This window comes from Pseudomonas sp. LBUM1679 (assembly GCF_059695565.1).
This window is the reverse complement of sequence record NZ_CP166774.1, coordinates 2,326,033-2,344,552: the sequence shown is the minus strand read 5'-3', so window position 1 is coordinate 2,344,552 and position 18,520 is coordinate 2,326,033. Positions and strand designations below refer to the sequence as shown.

17 protein-coding genes and 2 pseudogenes are annotated in these 18,520 nt (G+C 56.0%); 7 read left to right on the top strand and 12 right to left on the bottom strand.

Features of this window, described 5'->3' with window-relative positions; all coding sequences use genetic code 11:
- Positions 1-68 precede the first annotated feature (68 nt).
- The 5 genes from ACA062_RS10895 (at position 69) to ACA062_RS10875 (ending at position 4,955) form a co-directional block, all read left to right on the top strand.
- Positions 69-479, top strand: a complete 411-nt coding sequence (locus tag ACA062_RS10895) for a 5-carboxymethyl-2-hydroxymuconate isomerase (RefSeq protein WP_497456362.1) — start codon at positions 69-71, stop codon at positions 477-479.
- A 70-nt stretch (positions 480-549) separates the two neighbouring features.
- Positions 550-1,854: an MFS transporter gene (locus ACA062_RS10890; protein WP_497456361.1), complete on the top strand. Its 1,305-nt coding sequence runs from the start codon at positions 550-552 to the stop codon at positions 1,852-1,854.
- 12 nt (positions 1,855-1,866) lie between these two features.
- Positions 1,867-2,670 (top strand): 2-oxo-hept-4-ene-1,7-dioate hydratase, encoded by an 804-nt coding sequence (hpaH, locus tag ACA062_RS10885; protein WP_497456360.1) that lies wholly within the window; start codon positions 1,867-1,869, stop codon positions 2,668-2,670.
- 12 nt (positions 2,671-2,682) lie between these two features.
- A complete protein-coding gene (gene hpaI / locus ACA062_RS10880) occupies positions 2,683-3,486 on the top strand; it encodes a 4-hydroxy-2-oxoheptanedioate aldolase (RefSeq protein WP_497456359.1) in 804 nt (267 codons plus the stop codon).
- A gap of 14 nt (positions 3,487-3,500) precedes the next feature.
- The gene (locus tag ACA062_RS10875; protein ID WP_497456358.1) at positions 3,501-4,955 is read left to right on the top strand and encodes an NAD-dependent succinate-semialdehyde dehydrogenase; all 1,455 of its coding nucleotides are present in this window, start codon (positions 3,501-3,503) and stop codon (positions 4,953-4,955) included.
- A 99-nt stretch (positions 4,956-5,054) separates the two neighbouring features.
- Here ACA062_RS10875 and hpaR read toward each other — a convergent pair whose 3' ends face one another.
- On the bottom strand, positions 5,055-5,477 hold the full coding sequence (gene hpaR, locus ACA062_RS10870; RefSeq protein WP_497456357.1) for a homoprotocatechuate degradation operon regulator HpaR: 423 nt from the start codon (positions 5,475-5,477) through the stop codon (positions 5,055-5,057).
- A 66-nt stretch (positions 5,478-5,543) separates the two neighbouring features.
- Positions 5,544-6,779 (bottom strand): tyrosine--tRNA ligase, encoded by a 1,236-nt coding sequence (tyrS, locus tag ACA062_RS10865; protein WP_497456356.1) that lies wholly within the window; start codon positions 6,777-6,779, stop codon positions 5,544-5,546.
- Between the two features lie 335 nt (positions 6,780-7,114).
- Between tyrS and ACA062_RS10860 the strand changes: the two genes are divergently transcribed.
- Together ACA062_RS10860 and ACA062_RS10855 are read left to right on the top strand one after the other, a co-directional pair.
- Positions 7,115-8,413 (top strand): NAD(P)/FAD-dependent oxidoreductase, encoded by a 1,299-nt coding sequence (locus tag ACA062_RS10860; protein ID WP_497456355.1) that lies wholly within the window; start codon positions 7,115-7,117, stop codon positions 8,411-8,413.
- A 34-nt stretch (positions 8,414-8,447) separates the two neighbouring features.
- Positions 8,448-8,813: a cupin domain-containing protein gene (locus tag ACA062_RS10855; RefSeq protein ID WP_497456354.1), complete on the top strand. Its 366-nt coding sequence runs from the start codon at positions 8,448-8,450 to the stop codon at positions 8,811-8,813.
- Between the two features lie 142 nt (positions 8,814-8,955).
- On the opposite strand, the gene ACA062_RS10850 is transcribed toward ACA062_RS10855, so the two are convergent.
- From ACA062_RS10850 to ACA062_RS10805, 10 genes and pseudogenes are all read right to left on the bottom strand, one after another.
- Positions 8,956-9,570 (bottom strand): LysE family translocator, encoded by a 615-nt coding sequence (locus ACA062_RS10850; RefSeq protein ID WP_497456353.1) that lies wholly within the window; start codon positions 9,568-9,570, stop codon positions 8,956-8,958.
- A 112-nt stretch (positions 9,571-9,682) separates the two neighbouring features.
- A pseudogene (locus tag ACA062_RS10845) lies at positions 9,683-9,904 on the bottom strand (transposase domain-containing protein); the annotation flags it as partial.
- A gap of 89 nt (positions 9,905-9,993) precedes the next feature.
- Positions 9,994-11,670: a group II intron reverse transcriptase/maturase gene (gene ltrA / locus ACA062_RS10840; RefSeq protein ID WP_497454044.1), complete on the bottom strand. Its 1,677-nt coding sequence runs from the start codon at positions 11,668-11,670 to the stop codon at positions 9,994-9,996.
- Between the two features lie 576 nt (positions 11,671-12,246).
- Positions 12,247-13,593 (bottom strand): annotated as a pseudogene (tnpC, locus tag ACA062_RS10835) (IS66 family transposase); the annotation flags it as partial.
- 60 nt (positions 13,594-13,653) lie between these two features.
- Positions 13,654-13,989 (bottom strand): IS66 family insertion sequence element accessory protein TnpB, encoded by a 336-nt coding sequence (gene tnpB, locus ACA062_RS10830; protein ID WP_497456352.1) that lies wholly within the window; start codon positions 13,987-13,989, stop codon positions 13,654-13,656.
- On the bottom strand, positions 13,986-14,318 hold the full coding sequence (gene tnpA, locus ACA062_RS10825) for an IS66-like element accessory protein TnpA (protein WP_497457398.1): 333 nt from the start codon (positions 14,316-14,318) through the stop codon (positions 13,986-13,988). The genes tnpB and tnpA overlap by 4 nt, the downstream gene beginning before the upstream one ends.
- 167 nt (positions 14,319-14,485) lie before the next feature.
- Positions 14,486-15,091, bottom strand: a complete 606-nt coding sequence (locus ACA062_RS10820; RefSeq protein ID WP_497456351.1) for a TetR/AcrR family transcriptional regulator — start codon at positions 15,089-15,091, stop codon at positions 14,486-14,488.
- Between the two features lie 232 nt (positions 15,092-15,323).
- Positions 15,324-16,286: a transcriptional regulator FeaR gene (gene feaR, locus ACA062_RS10815; RefSeq protein WP_497456350.1), complete on the bottom strand. Its 963-nt coding sequence runs from the start codon at positions 16,284-16,286 to the stop codon at positions 15,324-15,326.
- A gap of 101 nt (positions 16,287-16,387) precedes the next feature.
- The gene (locus ACA062_RS10810) at positions 16,388-16,987 is read right to left on the bottom strand and encodes a DUF3156 family protein (RefSeq protein ID WP_497456349.1); all 600 of its coding nucleotides are present in this window, start codon (positions 16,985-16,987) and stop codon (positions 16,388-16,390) included.
- Positions 16,968-18,467, bottom strand: a complete 1,500-nt coding sequence (locus tag ACA062_RS10805; protein ID WP_497456348.1) for an APC family permease — start codon at positions 18,465-18,467, stop codon at positions 16,968-16,970. Before ACA062_RS10805 ends, ACA062_RS10810 begins: the two co-directional genes overlap by 20 nt.
- Positions 18,468-18,520 lie beyond the last annotated feature (53 nt).

Here is an 18,520-nt window from a genome sequence, read left to right as displayed (position 1 = left end):
AGGCTTGGTATGTGTGCCGCGCACTGCGGTGACGGCACTTATCTTGATTCTGACGCAGGTAACTCAACATGCCTCATCTGGTGCTGCTCTACACCCCTGACCTTGAACAAGAGGTGGATATTTCCGGCCTCTGTCGTGCCTTGGCCGACACCATGCTCAAACAACGAGACGAAAGCGGCAAAGGCGTCTTCCCCACCGGCGGCACTCGAGTTTTTGCGTACCCCGCCGCCCACTGTGCCGTGGCTGATGGCAAGGGCAACTACGGTTTTCTCTACGCAAACTTGCGTATCGGGACCGGTCGTAGCAAGGGGGTTCATAAGTCAGTAGGTGACAGCCTGCTCACCGTTCTGAGTACACATTTGGACGAGATCCTGCAAAGGCGCCCGCTGGGCATCACCCTGCAGATAGATGAAAGCTCGGGCCAGGTATACGACGGCAAACACAGCAGCCTGCACCCGCTTTTTAACAAGACCGTCTGACGCACAGGCCACGGCCATCGTCCTGCTGCATCCGAAGCGCCACACTCATCCAACAAAAAGTACAAAAATCATGAGCATAGCTAATACTGCAACTGACACATTGCGTGCTACACAAGACTCCACCCACAGCACCGTCACCTGGAGGCTGATGCCGCTGTTGCTGGTCTGCTATCTGTTCGCTCATCTGGATCGTATCAACATCGGTTTCGCCAAGATGCAGATGAGCACTGACTTGCACCTGAGCGACACCGTCTATGGTTTCGGTGCAGGACTGTTCTTCATCGCCTATGCACTGTTTGGTGTTCCCAGCAACATCGCTCTGGACCGTGTGGGTCCGCGCCGCTGGATTGCCTTGCTGATGGTCGTGTGGGGCACATTGTCCACGTCCATGTTGTGGATCGAGAGCGCCAATGGCTTCTACGTTCTGCGCTTCTTGCTGGGAGTGGCCGAAGCCGGCTTTTTTCCCGGTATTCTGGTGTTTCTCAATCGCTGGTACCCGGCACGACGTCGCGCTCAGATCACGGCGTTGTTCGCCATTGCCGTGCCCATGGCAGGTGTAGTTGGTGGTCCGCTTTCGGGGGGCATACTCCAAGGCTTTCACGATGTCGGTGGGCTGCGCGCCTGGCAGTGGATGTTCCTGCTTGAAGGCGCTCCGGTCATCTTGTTGGGCTTGGTGGTGCTCAAGTGCCTGCCCGACAACCTGGAAACCGTGAAGTGGCTCGCCCCCGAGCAGAAGCAACAACTGCGCGAGCAGCTCAACCGCGAGGAACAGCGTAAAACCATCACCTCGTTCTCAGGCATTCTCAAAGATCCACAAGTCTGGTTACTGGTAGCTATCTACTTCGCGGTGATGCTTGCAGTGAATACCCTGGCGTTCTGGATGCCCACATTAATCCACGGCGCAGGCATCGGCAGCGACGGCAAGGTCGGTCTGCTCAGTGCCGTGCCTTATCTGGCGGGCTGTGTATTCATGATCGGCTGTGGTCGCTCTTCCGACCGTCGCCGCGAACGCCGCTGGCACCTGTTTGTGCCATTGCTGATGTCGGCGGTGGGGATCAGCATCGCGGGCCTTGCACCCGCCGACCCCGTAGCGGTGCTCAGCGGCCTGATCATCGCAGGCATGGGTGCCAGCGCTGCATTACCGATGTTCTGGCAACTGCCTCCTGCCTTTTTGTCGGGCTCGACTCAGGCATCAGGGATCGCCCTGATCAGCTCATTTGGCAGCATCGCTTCGTTCATCGCCCCTTACATGATCGGCTGGATGCGTGACACCACTCAAAGCGCCAGCCTGGCGCTGTACGTCCTGGCCCTATTCATCGCCCTCGGCGGATTCCTGGTGCTGCGCACCAACGCCGCCATCGTCAACCCTCAATAAGAGACTCCGACCATGCTCCACTCCAGCGTGATCCAACAAGCCGCCGCCCAATTGAACCAGGCCGAGCGCTCCCGTGAGCAAGTGCGCCAGTTCTCCTTGGACCATCCAGAGATGAATATCGAGGACGCGTACGCCATCCAACGCGCCTGGGTCGAACAGAAAATCAAGGAAGGACGCAAGCTGGTCGGTCACAAGATCGGCCTCACCTCTCGTGCAATGCAGGTCTCTTCGAACATCACCGAACCCGACTACGGTGCGCTGCTCGATGACATGTTCTTCGATGAAGGCACTGACATCCCTTTCGACCGCTTCATCGTCCCGCGCGTCGAAGTCGAGCTGGCATTCATCCTCGGCAAACCGCTCAAAGGCCCGAACATCACGGTTTTTGATGTTCTGGATGCTACCGAGTGGGTCATTCCCGCGCTGGAAATCATCGATGCCCGCATCCAGCAAGTCGATCCGCAGACCAAAGCAACACGCAAGGTCTTCGACACCATTTCCGACAACGCCGCCAACGCGGGCGTGGTCATGGGTGGCCGAGCAGTGCGTCCGAATGATATCGACCTGCGCAAAGTGCCGGCCGTGCTGTACCGCAACGGCGTCATCGAAGAGTCGGGTGTGTCGGCTGCCGTGCTCAACCACCCGGCCAAGGGCGTGGCGTGGCTAGCCAACAAGCTGGCGCCATACGACGTTACCCTGCAGCCAGGCCAAGTGATTCTCGGTGGTTCGTTCACCCGCCCCGTCGCAGCCAACCCGGGCGATACTTTCCATGTCGACTACGACATGCTCGGCTCCATCTCCTGCCGCTTCGTCTAAGGAGAGAAACTCATGGACCTGCCTGTCAACACGTTCAAAAAACGCCTCAAAAGTGGCGAGCCGCAGATTGGTCTGTGGCTCGGTCTGGCTGACTCTTACTGCGCTGAGCTGGCTGCCAACGCCGGTTTTGACTGGCTGCTGATCGATGGCGAGCATGCGCCTAACGATCTGCGCGGTATGCTTGGTCAGCTGCAAGCCGTGGCACCCTACACAAGCCAGCCGGTTATTCGTCCGGTGATCGGCGACACCGCACTGATCAAGCAAGTGCTGGATATCGGAGCACAAACGCTTCTCGTACCTATGGTGGAAACCGCCGAACAGGCACGGCAGCTGGTGCGCGCCATCCACTATCCGCCGAGTGGCGTTCGCGGTGTCGGCAGTGCCCTGGCACGTGCGTCGCGCTGGAATAGCATTCCCGGTTATCTCGATCATGCGGACGAACAAATATGCCTGCTGGTGCAGATCGAAAACCGTGAAGGCCTTGCCAATCTGGATTCTATCGCGGCGGTTGAAGGAGTTGACGGAGTCTTCATCGGCCCGGCCGACCTTAGCGCATCAATGGGACACCGCGGCAATCCGGGCCATCTCGAGGTCCAGGCGGCCATCGAGGACGCGATCATACGCGTTCAGAAAGCCGGCAAAGCAGCAGGGATTCTCAGCGCCGACGAGAAGCTCGCTCGACGGTACATAGCGCTGGGTGCAGCATTCGTAGCGGTTGGCGTCGATACGACCGTGCTCATGCGCGGGTTGCAAACTCTGGTTAGCAAATTCAAAGAAACCCCGGCGGTGAACATCATCGGCGGCGGCGTGTACTGAAACCGAGAATGACGATGAAACTTGACGATTTGAAACTACTGCGAGAGCAAGGCTACATCAACGGCCAGTGGGTCGAGGCGGATGATCATGTCCGATTCGCCGTAACCAATCCGGCGAACGGCGAAACCATCGCGCAAGTCAGCTCTATGGGCCAAGTGGATACCGCCCGCGCCATCGCTGCGGCGCATGCAGCACTGCCAGCCTGGCGTGCTAAAACCGCAAAAGAGCGCAGCAGCGTATTGCGCAAATGGTTCGACCTGATCATGGCGAATCAGGAAGACCTCGCTCGTCTTTTGAGCTGGGAGCAAGGCAAGCCGCTGGCTGAAAGTCGCGGCGAAATCGCTTACGGTGCCAGCTTCATTGAGTGGTTTGCGGAAGAAGCCAAGCGCGTCTACGGCGATGTCATTCCCCACGACAAACCGGGACGCCGACTGGTGGTCATCAAGCAGGCGATCGGGGTGGTCGCGGCCATCACTCCGTGGAACTTCCCCAATGCGATGATCACGCGTAAGGTCGGCCCTGCGCTGGCCGCAGGCTGTACCGTAGTACTCAAGCCCGCTTCTGAAACGCCCTTGTCGGCGCTAGCCTTGGCCGAACTGGGCGAACGCGCAGGCATCCCCGCTGGCGTATTGAACATCGTGCCGGGCAAGCGTTCGCGGGAAATTGGCGCGGAGTTGACCGGCAATCCGCTGGTGCAGAAGCTGTCGTTCACCGGCTCCACCGACATCGGCAAACTGCTGATGGCGCAATGTGCGCAAACCATTAAGAAAGTCAGTCTGGAACTGGGTGGTAATGCCCCGTTCATCGTGTTCGAAGACGCTGATCTGGATGCTGCCATCGAAGGCGCCATCGGCTCGAAATTCCGTAACGCCGGGCAAACCTGTGTCTGCACCAACCGCCTCCTGGTGCAGAGCAGCATTTATGATGCGTTCAATCAAAAGCTGGTCGCGGCCGTCAACGCTCTCAAGGTCGCCGACGCCACTACTGATGACGCTCAACAAGGTCCGCTCATCAATGACAAGGCTGTGGTCAAGATCGAAGAACACATCAGCGATGCCCTGGAAAAAGGTGCAACACTGCTCGCCGGTGGTCAGCGTCACGCATTAGGTGGCAACTTTTTCGAGCCAACCGTGCTGAGTAATGTCACCCCAGAAATGCTGGTCGCGCGCGACGAGACCTTTGGCCCCTTGGCCCCGGTGTTCCGCTTCGACACCGAGGCAGAAGCCATCGCTTTGGCGAACGACACCGAGTTCGGTCTGGCCTCCTATCTCTACACCCGCGACCTCGGCCGCGCATGGCGAGTCAGCGAAGCCCTCGAGTACGGGATGGTGGGTGTTAACGAAGGGCTGATTTCGACTGAAGTGGCACCTTTCGGTGGCATCAAGCAATCGGGCCTGGGCCGAGAAGGTTCTAAGTACGGCATTGACGACTACATCGAGCAAAAGTACATGTGCGTAAGCATTAAATAACTCGTCGCACACAAGCAGAAACGACCATGCCAGCTCGCCGGCACGGTCGTTTTCGTTAGTGAAACAGGGAGTGCAAGAGTTGCCCGACGATCTTCCGGGTCAGGGCCTGAGCGTCTTCAGCTCGTTCAACAGGATCAGTAGTGTGTGAAGTTTCTCTTCGCCAAAGCGTGATTGCAGCAACCGATAGTTTTGCTCCATCCCTGCACTCATGGAAGCAAAACAAGCCTGCCCACCTTCAGCCAGGCTGACCAGCACACATCGCTGATCCTGATCGCCACGACGCCGGTTAATCAATCCAGCGGATTCCATACGCGTCAAGACGCCGGTCATGCTGGGTTTGAGAATGCATGCCAGATCAGCAAGGCGATTGGTTTCCAGTTCACCTTGCTGACTGAGGATGCGAATCACCCGCCATTGTTGTTCGGTCAGGCCATGTGCGTTGAGCGAGGGCCGGAAAAATCCCATGGCCACGTCACGAGCCTGCAAGAGATTCAGCGTTAGGGACTGACGAGGTTTAATCATTGGGAGCACATGACACGCTTGTTAATATATTAACAAACCTATCATAAATCCTGCCTTGGTATGAAATTAATGCTCGACCTGAACGTTGAAATGACGTTTTTTGCCAACACTGATCTGCCATTGCGTCGCGGATCTATCCAACACCACATCCGCCGCTTCGAAGATCTCACCATTCACTTTCAAACCGCGGCCTTGCGCCAATCGGCGCACCGCTGCACGGGACGTTTCGATGCCCAGTTGCACCAGCAACTCCGCCAAGGTGATCCCGGACTGCACGCTTTGTCGGTCAATGGTCATGGGAGTCAATTCAGGCACCCCAGCTTGCGCAAAAATCGCCATCGCAGCGGAATTTGCCTGCCTGGCGGCCTCCTCGCCATGAGCTAAGGTTGTCGCGTGATCGGCCAGAACTATTTTCGCCTGGTTCAATGATTCACCTCCCTCAGCAACCAGCCCCTGAATCTCATCCAGCGCAAGCTCAGTGAAAAGCGCCAGAAAACGACCAACATCGCGATCATCGCAATTGCGCCAGAACTGCCAAAAGTCGAAAGGCGACAGACGACTGCCATCAAGCCACACCGCACCACTGACCGACTTGCCCATCTTCTTGCCGTCAGCGCTGGTCAACAGGGGCATCGTCAGTCCAAACAACTGGCGGTTGTCACGCCGACGTCCTAGTTCAACACCATTAATAATGTTCGCCCACTGATCCGCTCCTCCCAATTGCACCGTGCAGTCGTACTGCTTGGCCAGCTCGGTGAAGTCATGGGCCTGCAGTAACGTGTAGCCAAACTCCAAAAACGACAATGATTGCTCGCGATCCAGGCGCTGTCGCACCGCATCGAAGGTCAGCAGGCGGTTGATCGAAAAGTAGCGACCCACTTGGTCGAGGAAACTCAGGTAGCCGATTCCATCAAGCCATTGAGCGTTGTCCACCACAAAACCAGCACCTTCGCCTAATGCCAAGTAGCGGCCGAATGTGCGGGTGATTCCGGCGATGTTGGCCTGTATCTGCGCTTCATCGAGCATCGGTCGGCTTTCGTCACGGAAACTCGGATCGCCTATACGCGTCGTAGCGCCACCAATCAACAAAATTGGCCGATGCCCTGCTTTCTGCAGCCAGCGCATCAGCATAAGGCCTTGCAAATGTCCAACATGCAAGCTGTCCGCAGTGGCGTCAAACCCCAGATAAACGGTTCTGGGCCCACTGGAGAGGTGATCGCGCAACGCTTCAAAATCCGTGCTTTGGTGCACGAAACCGCGGGCCTGCAATTGGGCTATAACGTCGAGGGATGATTGGGTCATGTAAGTTCTCCAGGGTAGGTGCCCGAGGAGAAGGAAGGAGATCCGGTTCGCCTCGGGCGAATCGAATGCATGCAGGTGCGATCGCCTCAGGTGGAGAGTCGATAGCCGTAATAAGCGATGAAGATTTTCGTTAACTTATTCATGAGTAGATGGTCATGCAGTTGCCCGGTACAGTCAAGCTTTCTAACTGCCTGATTTAACAATGGCAGCCACGATCAAAAACCAGGGCAGCCATAATCAAGACACCTATCGCGCGTTAGGCACTTAATACAGCCCATGGGACAGGGCGATCGAGATGCCCGACTTTATGTCTCCTCTACTATGCAGGCTGCGCCATGATCAATATCGAAACGCCTACGTATTACTCCGCCACCAAGAAATACAACCTGTCGTTCCCAACGCTTGAAAATGATATAGAAGCGGATGTCGTAGTCATCGGCGGGGGGTTTTCCGGCATCAATACCGCACTGGAACTGGCAGAAAAAGGCGTCACCAACATCGTCGTACTCGAAGCCCGTTATCTGGGTTTTGGGGGTACGGGACGAAACGGTGGGCAGATCATGGCAGGCATCGGACACGATCTGGAAAAGATCAAAGGCAGCGTTGGTGTACAGGGGCTGCGAGAGATCTTCGAGATCAGCGAACTGGGCGCCGGCATCATCAAGGATCGTATTGCCAAATACGGCATTGACGCCGATTTCTGCCATGGCTATGGCTACTTGGGCTACAACGAGCGCCAGGCCAAGACGTTGCGTACTTGGGAGAAAGATTTTAAAGCCATCAACACCAAGGATGAAATCCGTTACCTGGCCGGCAGCGAGGTCAAGCAGATCATAGGCTCGGACGCCTACAGTAGCGCCCTGCTGCATATGGGCGGCGGTCACGTTCACTCGCTCAACCTGTTGCTTGGCGAAGCGAAGGCATTGTCAGGGCTGGGCGCACGCATTTTCGAACACAGCCCCGCTCTGGAAGTGAAGTACGGCGAGCAGATCACCGTTCGCACCGGTCGCGGCTCAGTGAAAGCAGGAAAGTTGCTGTGGGCGTGCGACAGCTTCCTCAACAAGCTGGAGCCGGAACTGCACAAAACAACGATAAATACCTATGCCTTCCAGATGATGAGTGAGCCTTTGTCTGAGGAAATGATCCGACGTATCAGCCCGATTCGCGGCGCCTACAGCGACATTCGTCCGGTCATTGATTACTACCGCGTGACCAACGAAAACCGCCTGTTGTTCGGCTCCGCAACTCCGTTTATCGAGCACATCCCGAAAGACCTGAAAGCGTGGAATCGCAACCTGATGCTGAAAATCTTCCCGTACCTCAAGGATATGAAGATCGATCTGGCGTGGGGTGGCCCGATGGCGACCGGCGTGAACCTGTTTCCGCAGATTGGCACTTTAAGCGGTCGTCCCAATGCCTTCTTCGTGCAGGGCTACGCAGGTTTCGGCGTCACGCCGAGCCACATCATTTGCAAGGTACTCGCCGAAGGCATGAGCGAAGGCTCCTCGCGTTACAACCTGATCAGCTCCGTCGAGCACGCGCAGATCCTGGGTAAAGACCGCATCCGACCAATGATTCTGAGTGCGGGCAAGAGCCTGCATCAGCTTTCCGGCTACTTCAACGGTCGTCGTTGAGGCCCTTGTTCACTTACTCACTGGAGAAACTGCCATGACCATTACTGCTATTCAGAAGAATGTCGCACTGTCCGAACTGGACGCCTGGGGCACCGTTACAGATCTGGGCTCCACCATCCTGGAAGGGGAAGTTAAAGCCTTTGGCAAAATGACCTTCGGCGCACCGACCGACCCCATCAGCAGCGCTTACTTCGGCACTACCAAGGGCAAATTCCGTATGGTTTACCCGTTTAATGAGCACGCCACCGTGGTCGCTGGCGAACTGTTCCTGACTGATGAAAACACCGGTGTACGCACTCAGTACAAGGCTGGTGACAGCTGGTTCGTCCCCAAAGGTACGCCTGTGCTGTGGGAGATCGTCAGCGACAGCTTCGTTAAGCACTACTTTGCAGTCGTTTAACGCCTGACGCTTCGTTTCCTCGCCACTGGCCCTCAAAAGCCAGTGGTTTTTTTTTGCCTTTCAATCAGCTCAAGGTCGCCAAGCATTCCCGTATGCGTCCAGCGAAGTCACCTACCCAGCCCAGTTTTCAGTCACAGGATTGCTAAACCAGCTGGCGGATCCCCAACGACGAAATCAACCCACCGCACAGTCGGTCAATTGCTTTTTTCCTCCCTTGATAAGCGGAAGCAATCTTAGGCTGCGAAAGAGCGATTGCGACCATTCCATACCAAGCCATTGAAACCACCACTACAACTGCCAGCATCGACAAAAACGTGCCTAGCGAAACGTGGGCGGGAGCTGCGGCTGAAAAAACAGCGGCATAGAAGGCCATGGACTTGGGGTTACCAATGTTGGTAATCACCCCTTGAGTAAAGGACTTTCGGCAACTGCCGGCGACGGCATCATTTAGCGGGCCGAGAGCGTTCCTCCCTGCGTTGATTAGCAATCGGAGCCCGAACCACATCAGATAGGCTGCCCCCAGTACCTTTACAACAAGCGTAGCCCAGGGGAGCGCAGCAAATACAATCCCGAGCCCTGCAATCGCACAGGTTGACCAGAACAGGTTGACCACCACGATTCCCGCTACCAAGGCTAGGGCTTCAGACCGTGTAGCAGCCACCGCCTTATGGACGACTGCAACGAAATTCGGCCCAGGAATAACGACACCAGCCAGGTAGACCAAAAACACTGTCAAAACAGCGGAACCGTCGATCATGTGATTTCTCGCGAGGTCTGTAGGTGGTGATCGTCACCAAAGTAAGAGTTTTACACAGCACCTTAAGATTAGGGGCTTTTTCGTATGCGCCCGGGCATCAAGCCTTGCGTAACTAGATAGGTTGCCACCTATGCGGCAACAACTGATCGATTTCACTCGCCCGCTGCGTCGGCAGGCGCGTGAGGACATCTTTTAGATACGCATACGGATCATGACCATTCAGCCGCGCAGACTGGATCAAGCTCATGATCGCCGCAGCCCGCTTGCCGCTGCGTAGCGACCCTGCGAAGAGCCAGTTCTTACGTCCAAGAGCCCAGGGCCGGATCTGGTTGTCGGGTAGTCAGACGCGGTTGCCCGCGTCCAACCCCCTAAGAACCGTGCATGCGAGTTTCCCAGCACACGGCTCAAGCCTCTACTAAGGCGCTATTGGGCACCCGGTTGTACATCGTCGACGTTGGCAAATTGCACATCCCTTGGGCACCGCAGGTGGTAGATCTCAAGATTGGCGGCCGCATCCGTCCCACCGTGACTCAGCTTCACAACATGGCGGCTATGCCATGGTGTGTCTTTGGTGACCGGTTTAAGGCATGCGCAGCAGCGGCCACCTTGCTGTAGCCACACCCGATACAGCTTGGCTCGACCCTTTGGGGAGATAAGCATTCTTTTGCCCCATCGGGATTCGAAGTACTCATCCCATTCAGGGGCGTGAGGGTTGGCAGCAGCCTTGATCTTGATATGTCGCACAATTGGCGTGTCCGAGGCGTCCAATAACGTGTACTGACGCTTCCGACCATCGGCGGATTTTTCAGCACATGAGAATACCCATCGACGCGCCCCTTGTACTTTGAAATACCGATCCTTCACCCATCGGCGTGTCTTGCGAGGGTGGCGGCGTACCGCCCATCGCCAGAGCATTTCCCACACTGCGCTGTCCACCTGATTAAAGACCTTCTTGGCGACGACATGACTGTGATAGTTAGCCCAGCCCCGTAAAACCGGGTTGAGCAAACCTATCAAGTTAGCCTGCCGTATCGTTTTGTTGGTCTTGATCAACTCTCGCAGCTTGGCAAGTAGAGCCCCGATGTTCGCCTTGGACGGCTTGATCAGGAGCTTGCCGTTGTACTTGCGCAGGTTCCATCCGAGGAAGTCGAACCCGTCCCCTATGTGCGTTACTTTGGTTTTTTCCGGAGAGAGGACAAGTCCACGCTCTGCCAAGAAATCAACCACAGCGGGCCTGACTTCATTCTCCAGCCACTCTTTCGAACAGCCTGTGATGATGAAGTCATCTGCATAGCGCACCACGCGCATTTTTCGGGCTGTCCACTTCGCGTTGGGAAATTTCTTCGCCAGCATCGTTTCCAACCCATCCAGCGTCATGTTCGCCAACACCGGGGATATGATGCCTCCCTGCGGGGTTCCGGCGTGGCTGGGGAACAGTTGATTCTGGTAGACATAACCGGCCTGGAGCCATTTCTGCAAAATCGCCTTATCCATGGGAATGTTGGCGATCAACCAGTCATGGCTAATATTGTCGAAACAGCCGTGAATGTCGCCCTCTAACACCCACTCCGCGTTTGCTTTTCGTGACAGCACACCAAAGCACTGTGCGGCGGCATCCGCAGTTGAGCGTTCCGGCCTGAATCCATAAGAGTTCGGGTCGGCGGTGGTTTCCGCTATCGGTTCCAGCGCCAGCAAATGAAGCGCCTGCATGGCCCGGCATTTCATCGCGGGAATTCCGAGAGGTCTCGTCTTACCGTTTTTCTTCGGAATGAGGATTCTCCGAAGCGGAAGCGGCGAGTAGCCTCGCCGCTTCAACGACTCTATCGCACCGATCTTGGCCCTAGGCGTATTCCAAGTGACCTTGTCCACACCGGGGGTATTTTTGCCTTTGTTTTCAGACACACGTTTCACGGCTAGAGCTTTGCCGCTGAACGAGTGAGTCAGCAGCCATTGCAAGGCTCTCGCCTTGTTATGCCTGCCGTCTTGTACAGCCTTCACAATACGCGCTTGCAGCCCTTTGACACGACGTTGTACGGCGATCCAATCGATGCCGTCCCACGACGTGCCGGAAGGTGCACACGCCAATGTTGCTGCGTTCATTTGCTCTCCTTCCGTTGAAAGGGTTCTACCTACTCTCGTGTGAAGAGAGACCATGAGGACGTCTGCCCGCTTTCGCGTGAAGTGATGTTTCAACCTCTATCCAACCCATTACAGGACGGCGTTCGCTTTTTCCTCGTTCCTTCGCCCGCACCACCATGGGCAGTTTTTGCAAACTGCTTTCCCAATGGGAGCGATACGGGATTTCCACGTTCCGCCTACTGAAGTACGTCGGGTTAGGTGCCTGCTATCGACCGGGAGGTATGTGGGTCACGAACGCGTAGTCGAAAGACGCTATTCCCACCTCCATTACCGTTTTGGTTCGAGCGTGTAAGCCATTTCCGCTCGTTCAACTTAACGATCGTTGCGCAGATTCACATGCGTTCACCATACCGACTATCTAGTCCTTGTCCGGCTATGGCTGCCAGAAGAGTACGCCTCTCACGATTGATACCCCGCACCTTGCAGTGCCTCGTTCCATTGTCGAAGGCGCTCTTGATTCAGCCTTCTAGATTCACCCGGTGACACGGGTGGTTCCCGCAGGGGGGAACAACTTCATTAAGCGACTTCGTGTCGCACCTCGCACCAGTTATTATCAATGGGTACCGCCCCGTCATTGAGGTAGCGCGACAGCGCTGCCCAGCGTTTCAGGCTGTAATCCAGTGCTCTGCTGATGGCTGAGCCTTCAGGCACGAGATCGCGCTGGGCGATCATCCAAGCGTGCAGCATATCCATCACCGGGACGGCTTTTTCTTGCCGTATTCGGCGCCGCAAATCCGGCTCCAGGTCGTGCACTTCGCTCTCGATTTCATACAGCAACTGGATGTAGCGCAGGGCTTGCTCGGCGAGCGTGCTCTTGTTGGTGGTGTGCAGTTCGAAGAACTTGCGCCGCGCATGGGCCATGCAGCCGATCTCGGTCACGCCCAATTCAAAACTAGCCTTATAGCCACCAAAATCATCACACACCAGCTTGCCCTTCCAGTCTTGCAGGAAGTTGCGAGCATGCTCCCCTGCGCGGCTGGGGCTGAAGTCGTAGACAACAGCCGCTGTTTCGCAGAACTGGCTGGTGGCGTAGGCCCATACATAAGAGCGGTGGGTTTTCTTTGAGCCCGGAGCAAGCATCTGCACCGGCGTTTCGTCGGCATGGATAACCTGCTGCCCAAGCACTACGTCGCGCAGCGCATCGACCAAAGGCTGCAACTGCACGCCCGTCATGCCAACCCATTGAGCCAAAGTTGAACGTGGAATCGCCAAGCCGGCACGACTGAAAATCGATTCCTGACGGTAAAGAGGCAAATGGTCAGCAAACTTCGCGATCATGACGTGGGCAAGTAGCCCGGCGGTCGGGATGCCTTTGTCGATGACTTGCGCCGGAACCGGCGCCTGGATCAGTGTTTCGCAGTCATCACAGACCCACTTGCCACGAACATGGCGTTCGACGGTAAACACGCCGGGCGTGTAGTCCAGCTTCTCGCTGACGTCTTCACCGATACGCTTGAGTGCGCAGCCACATGGACAGTGAGTGTTGTCCGGTTCGTGATGGATCAACGTGCGTGGAAACTCAGCCGGCAATGCAGTGCGCTTGGGCTTCTGCTTTTTCTCGGTCACCGCTGGCGTGGTTTGCAAGGCTTGAAGCTCTGCTTCAATCGCTGCGATATCGGTATCGATCAGGTCATCGAGCAAGCTGGCCTGCTGCGGATTCATCTGCTCGCTACGCTTGGCAAACTTGAATCGCTTGAGCTGCGCGATCTCGTGAGTCAGCTTCTCGATCAACGTCTGGTCGCGGTTGATCTTCTTACCCATGGTCTCAACCGTCTTGCCCATGGTCTCGACTTGCTGGTCGAGTGTCTCGACACGCTGCATCAACTGCGCTGCCAAAGCGCGCAGTTGTTCAGGATTCAGGTGGTCGAGATTAAGGAAAGTCATGGTGCCGATTTTCCAGACCAGACAATTCACGGCGATAGAGCGATAGGCTAATGGCAGCCGTTAAAGCCGTGTGATTGCGGCGCCGGAGCCCGCGCGTTGCCATGGCAGGCCCAATACCAAAGCCTGGAGTTGCTCGGTATCCAACTCTATTTCAGAGCCCTGGCGAATGCCTGGCCAGTGAAACTTGCCTTGGTTCAACCGGCGAGCAGCTAGCCAAATGCCAAACCCGTCATGCACCAGAACTTTCATCCGATTAGCGCGGCGGTTAGCGAACAGATAAGCACAGTGCGGCTTCGCCGCACCAAACACCGCAATCACTCTGGCCAATGCAGTCTCGGTACCAGCGCGCATGTCCATCGGCTCCGTGGCGAGCCAGATGGAGTCGATGCGGATCATCGCAGCAAGTCTCGAAGAAAGGTCGCACAAGCAGCAGCACTTTCAGTTGGCCAACTCACTTTGACGGTGCCGCGTGGGTGCTGGATTTCGACACAGATATTCGGCGATCCAGCTTGCGAATTCACTTCGGCCAGCTGCATGGGTACCGGAATGAATGCAGGTTGCAGTGCCGTGTTTTGCTGCGCGTGTACCCGAATCCATTTGTGGACGAGGTTTGCGTTGAGGCTATGGCTGAGCGCGACGCTGGCAATCGAAGCGCCGGGCTGGGCGCACTCTTGAATGACTTGGGTCTTGAAGGACTTGGAGTAGGAACGGCGTGTTGGCTGCATGAGATACCCGCTTAAAAGGTTAGAACTGGTGTCCACTTAAATTAAGTGCACACCATGTCGTGGCCTTGCGGGGCTGGGTAGATGACTTGGCCGGACGGATACGCATTCCCGTGAGTAAGCACGACACGGGAGCTGATCAGGCTACCGATGAGAAGGCCAACGGATCGTTATGCATGGGACACCTCTCGAGTGGCGTTTGCCAGCGAATCACCAAGGACTCGCCACAAGGCCGCCAAACGTCGCGCATAGGCTTGCGGGTTTCCATAAAACAGCTCCACATGAAGACTGTCGATCAAGGCTACATAGGCATCCTTGAACAATGCCACCTCATCAGACGGCAATAAGGGATATGACCGAACCAAGCCGAGACTGAACAACTCGCTCAATCGCTCGAGGTAAGCCTCGAATCCGGCACTCACGCGCGGGCGCAGCTCCGTAGGGGGGAAGAATGCAGTGCGCAACAGGAATCGTAGCGACGGCGAAGTTTCATATCGCTTGGACAGTTGATCAGTGTAACGCCGCCCAGCCTGTTGATTCGAGGTCCTCTTTGCGTGAAAGCAAGTCTCCACATACGCCTGCTCGCCGTGGAGCGCCATTCCCCACGAGGCATCGAACAATGCGTCCTTGTTGGTGAAATGTGCATACAGGGAAGGCTTGCGCATACCTGCCGCGACGGCGATGTCATTGAGTGACGAAGCATCGTATCCGCGCTCGGCAAAGTGCGTGATGGCGATGAGACAAATACGCTCAGCCGAAGGGCTAAGTTGTTTCATTGTTGCTCCTTGGGGTCAAACCTTCTGAAAACGAAGTACCTTTAAAATGGCCGTTGGATTACCTGATGAGGGAACTACGCAAGAGAACCCTTGAAAATCCCAATGCATACTGCTGCGCACGTTATCCAGGCACGCAATTGCTTTAGTCACTACCTAACGGACGGTAGGAATGGAAAGCGCACATTCCGCGTGCCGGGAATCCTGGCAAGCATCGGGTATAGACATTATTTTCTCAGGCTGCGCCGACTAGAGATTGATGAAGACTTGTCGCGCGAAAATCTTTGGGCGACTGCTCGAACTGCTTTTTGAAGGAACGGCTGAAATGTGCAGAATCCGTGAATCCCCATTTGTAGGCGATCGACGTAATGGATTCGGCTCTGAGGAACGGGTTGGACAGATCGTCGGCACTACGTTTGAGGCGTGCACGCTGGATATAGCGGCATACACTGTCGCCCTCCTCCTCGAATAGCCGGTACAAGTGACGCACGGAAATGCTCAGGCGACGGGCAAGCGAAGCCGGCGTGAGATTGGGCTGAGCGAGGAACTCATCGATCACCTTCTCAACGCAAAGACGAAGATCCGCGCCACCCGTCATTGCAGAATCACCGCATTCATCGGCATGCTCCATTCCGGACCCCAGCAGGCTGATAAATGCGCTCTGCAGTGCTTCGCCCTGGGTATGAGCGTAAGGGTTACCGTCTGCGCCCCGACATACTTGATCCATCAGCAGGTGGAGCATGCGGCCACAGGCTTTGGCCGACGAAACTTTGCCGAAGGGGGGGCGGTTGTTTTGCATTTCCTTCTGCACGAGCGCTCTTGGCAGCGATAACGAGGCGTGCTCAATCAGTCCCATGGGCACGATTGAGCAAGGTCCGACCGAATCCATCAACATCATTTCACCGGGAGCCAGTTGAATACTCACTCCTGCCTGAGTGACGTGGCAGTGTCCCGAACGCTGACTAACCAGGAAACAATGTTCGTCGTCATCGTAATCAGCATGATCGCCATAGCGGACAATTTTTCCTGCATTGGTACGCATGCCAGCCAGAGACAGGCCCCCATGGGACCAGGTGGATATGTCGCCGATAAAGAGGGAGCGATTTGAAGCCAGTTGTGTTTCGAAACGACCACACAGCGCCTGCATAGTCGAGGTCCACTGGTCGAGCCCGTCACGGGCAACCTCATGGATACTCATGGAAACCTCCACACGTAAAAACTTATTTTTGTGCCGCAATTGTTAACATGTTATCAATTGTCACACAACTATTGTTTGTTACGTCTGAAGGTGAGCAGGATTTATGCCAAATCGAAAATGTGCCTTTTAAACAGTAGCTGAAGCTCCCTGATGGCCAGCGTCAAGAGGTTCCGCTGCTCGAGTGATAGGGGAATATAGCGTCGAAAGGCGGGCATTCTGTTAACTACTTCACTGCCTCCCATGTGCTCTAGCACGACGCTCCACCGGCCTTGCGCACATTCAACGACCAGCCGTTTAAAATCCAGCGGCATCAGTGCGGCACGCAAGGCCACGTTTTCACTCAGCTCTCGGGAAATCGCGGCGCCGATAGCCACCGATCCACTGCGTCGCCGACACCGCAACCCCGTACGCGAAATAGTGCCCGTATGGTGCAATTCGTAACAACCTGCACCTTGATGTAACGCATTTGTCTCGAAGCGAAACTCTGTCATGACCAAGTGCATGAGCAACTGCGACTCGGTCCGCTCACGGACTTCAATCAATGGCCCATCAGTCAGGAAGCGGAACCGGGCATGCCCCGGCTCCAGAAACTCGAAACTTTCCTGAGCGAGGTTACGGCGCAGATACTCCAACGTGACTCCGGGTCGGTATCCCGTCGGAGCACGCTTTGCATCGAACAGGTCAGATAGCTTTGACAGCATGATCGGAATTCTCTGATGGCAGGACAGTCGGCTCCATTGCGAATTCCTTTTCCAGCACATCCTCGACGCGCGCAGGCTTGAATGGGTTCACCTTCTGCACCACCAGCGTCCAGAACAGTGCATATACCGCCGTGCCGCCGAGCATCACGCCAAATGGAACGTAAACCTGAGCAGGGTCCATACCCGGTGGCGTGATGAACCACATGCCCAGCAGGATCCCTACACTGGAAACAATTTGAGGAATCGGGAACCATGGAGACTTGTAAGCGCGAGGCAAATCCGGACGGCGTATCCGCAAGATCACGACCGAAAGCGTCACCAGTAAGTAGGCCGTGCTCCAGGCACACACCGCAGCCAATACCAGATGCAGAATGTTGTCGGCATTACCGCCCAGATACCAAGCGTGCAAGCATGGGATCAACAACGCCACGAGAATGCACACCAACGGGGTCTTGAAACGAGGGTGCAAGTAAGTGAAGACCTTGGGCAACGCACCGTCGACGGCCATGCCATAGAGAATGCGCGGTACGCCAGCCATCAGCGTATTGATGGTCGCAGCGCCAGCGAACAGAAAACCGATGCCCAGCCAGAGCGGGCCGATGTCCCCCATTACCTGCGCCGCGAATTTAGGGATCGCCATGGGCGTATCCAGCAGGCGCAGACCGGTTGCTGGATCCAGCACCAGGTTTTCGACCTGACGTTTCATGGCCGCGCCGTAGATGAACATGCAGGACGCAACGCCGACCAGTCCCAGCAACATGGCTCTAGGCATTACAGAGGCAGATTTGCGCAGATCAGGGGCAAGAGGCGTCACGAACTCACATCCGACAAACATGAACATCGCCATTCCGATCAGCGACATTATGGTCATTAGATCCGTGCCAACCAGGGACTCTCCAAACCAACCATCGAGCTGAACAGCCGGTGCAGCGATCAGGCCAAGCACACCGAAGACCATCAAGGTAGTCCACATGCCGAAGGTTAGAATGATTTCCGCGCGACCGAAGACGCTCACGCCGAAGGCGTTGAGAATGCCAAAAGCGACCACAAAAAAGACGCCCAACAACCAGGAGCCACCAGCGGATTCGGCTAGCGTATTCAGATGTTCGAAGTTGACTAGCGCCATCACTCCGGAAAGGATGGTTTCAGCGGTACCCGCAAACACGTGCACGATCAGGTAAGCCGACAAGGTGCCGGTGATTGCGAAGAATCGGCCCATCCCACAGTTGATGTAGTCGTAAACCGAGCCCGTAGTCGGCAAGATCGCTGCGGCTTCTGCAAATGTGGTCGCCTGGGCAAGCATCATCACCACTGCGATCAGCATTGCCACGGCAAACGCCTTACCACCGATCCCGAACCCCATGGTCGCAGTGAGGATGACCGGACTCGCCATGATCAGGCCTACCGTACTGGCCAATGCGGTTGGGAACCCCACTGTTCCACGATTCAAGTGCTCTGTGAGCTTATTGTTGATCGACATTTTGCAGATGCCCCTGCGTCAAGGTTGGCGTAAATGGCGACAAGCTGATTTTA

Excerpts from the sequence above, each read along its gene's own strand:
- ltrA (WP_497454044.1), bottom strand. The coding sequence starts at position 11,670 with ATGAACGCAGCAACATTGGCGTGTGCACCTTCCGGCACGTCGTGGGAC.
- ACA062_RS10890 (WP_497456361.1), top strand. The coding sequence starts at position 550 with ATGAGCATAGCTAATACTGCAACTGACACATTGCGTGCTACACAAGAC.
- hpaI (WP_497456359.1), top strand. The coding sequence starts at position 2,683 with ATGGACCTGCCTGTCAACACGTTCAAAAAACGCCTCAAAAGTGGCGAG.
- feaR (WP_497456350.1), bottom strand. The coding sequence starts at position 16,286 with ATGAGTATCCATGAGGTTGCCCGTGACGGGCTCGACCAGTGGACCTCG.
- ACA062_RS10860 (WP_497456355.1), top strand. The coding sequence starts at position 7,115 with ATGATCAATATCGAAACGCCTACGTATTACTCCGCCACCAAGAAATAC.
- hpaH (WP_497456360.1), top strand. The coding sequence starts at position 1,867 with ATGCTCCACTCCAGCGTGATCCAACAAGCCGCCGCCCAATTGAACCAG.
- ACA062_RS10850 (WP_497456353.1), bottom strand. The coding sequence starts at position 9,570 with ATGATCGACGGTTCCGCTGTTTTGACAGTGTTTTTGGTCTACCTGGCT.
- tyrS (WP_497456356.1), bottom strand. The coding sequence starts at position 6,779 with ATGACCCAATCATCCCTCGACGTTATAGCCCAATTGCAGGCCCGCGGT.
- ACA062_RS10810 (WP_497456349.1), bottom strand. The coding sequence starts at position 16,987 with ATGCTGTCAAAGCTATCTGACCTGTTCGATGCAAAGCGTGCTCCGACG.
- ACA062_RS10820 (WP_497456351.1), bottom strand. The coding sequence starts at position 15,091 with ATGAAACAACTTAGCCCTTCGGCTGAGCGTATTTGTCTCATCGCCATC.
- ACA062_RS10895 (WP_497456362.1), top strand. The coding sequence starts at position 69 with ATGCCTCATCTGGTGCTGCTCTACACCCCTGACCTTGAACAAGAGGTG.
- ACA062_RS10855 (WP_497456354.1), top strand. The coding sequence starts at position 8,448 with ATGACCATTACTGCTATTCAGAAGAATGTCGCACTGTCCGAACTGGAC.
- ACA062_RS10805 (WP_497456348.1), bottom strand. The coding sequence starts at position 18,467 with ATGTCGATCAACAATAAGCTCACAGAGCACTTGAATCGTGGAACAGTG.
- tnpB (WP_497456352.1), bottom strand. The coding sequence starts at position 13,989 with ATGATCCGCATCGACTCCATCTGGCTCGCCACGGAGCCGATGGACATG.
- ACA062_RS10875 (WP_497456358.1), top strand. The coding sequence starts at position 3,501 with ATGAAACTTGACGATTTGAAACTACTGCGAGAGCAAGGCTACATCAAC.
- tnpA (WP_497457398.1), bottom strand. The coding sequence starts at position 14,318 with ATGCAGCCAACACGCCGTTCCTACTCCAAGTCCTTCAAGACCCAAGTC.
- hpaR (WP_497456357.1), bottom strand. The coding sequence starts at position 5,477 with ATGATTAAACCTCGTCAGTCCCTAACGCTGAATCTCTTGCAGGCTCGT.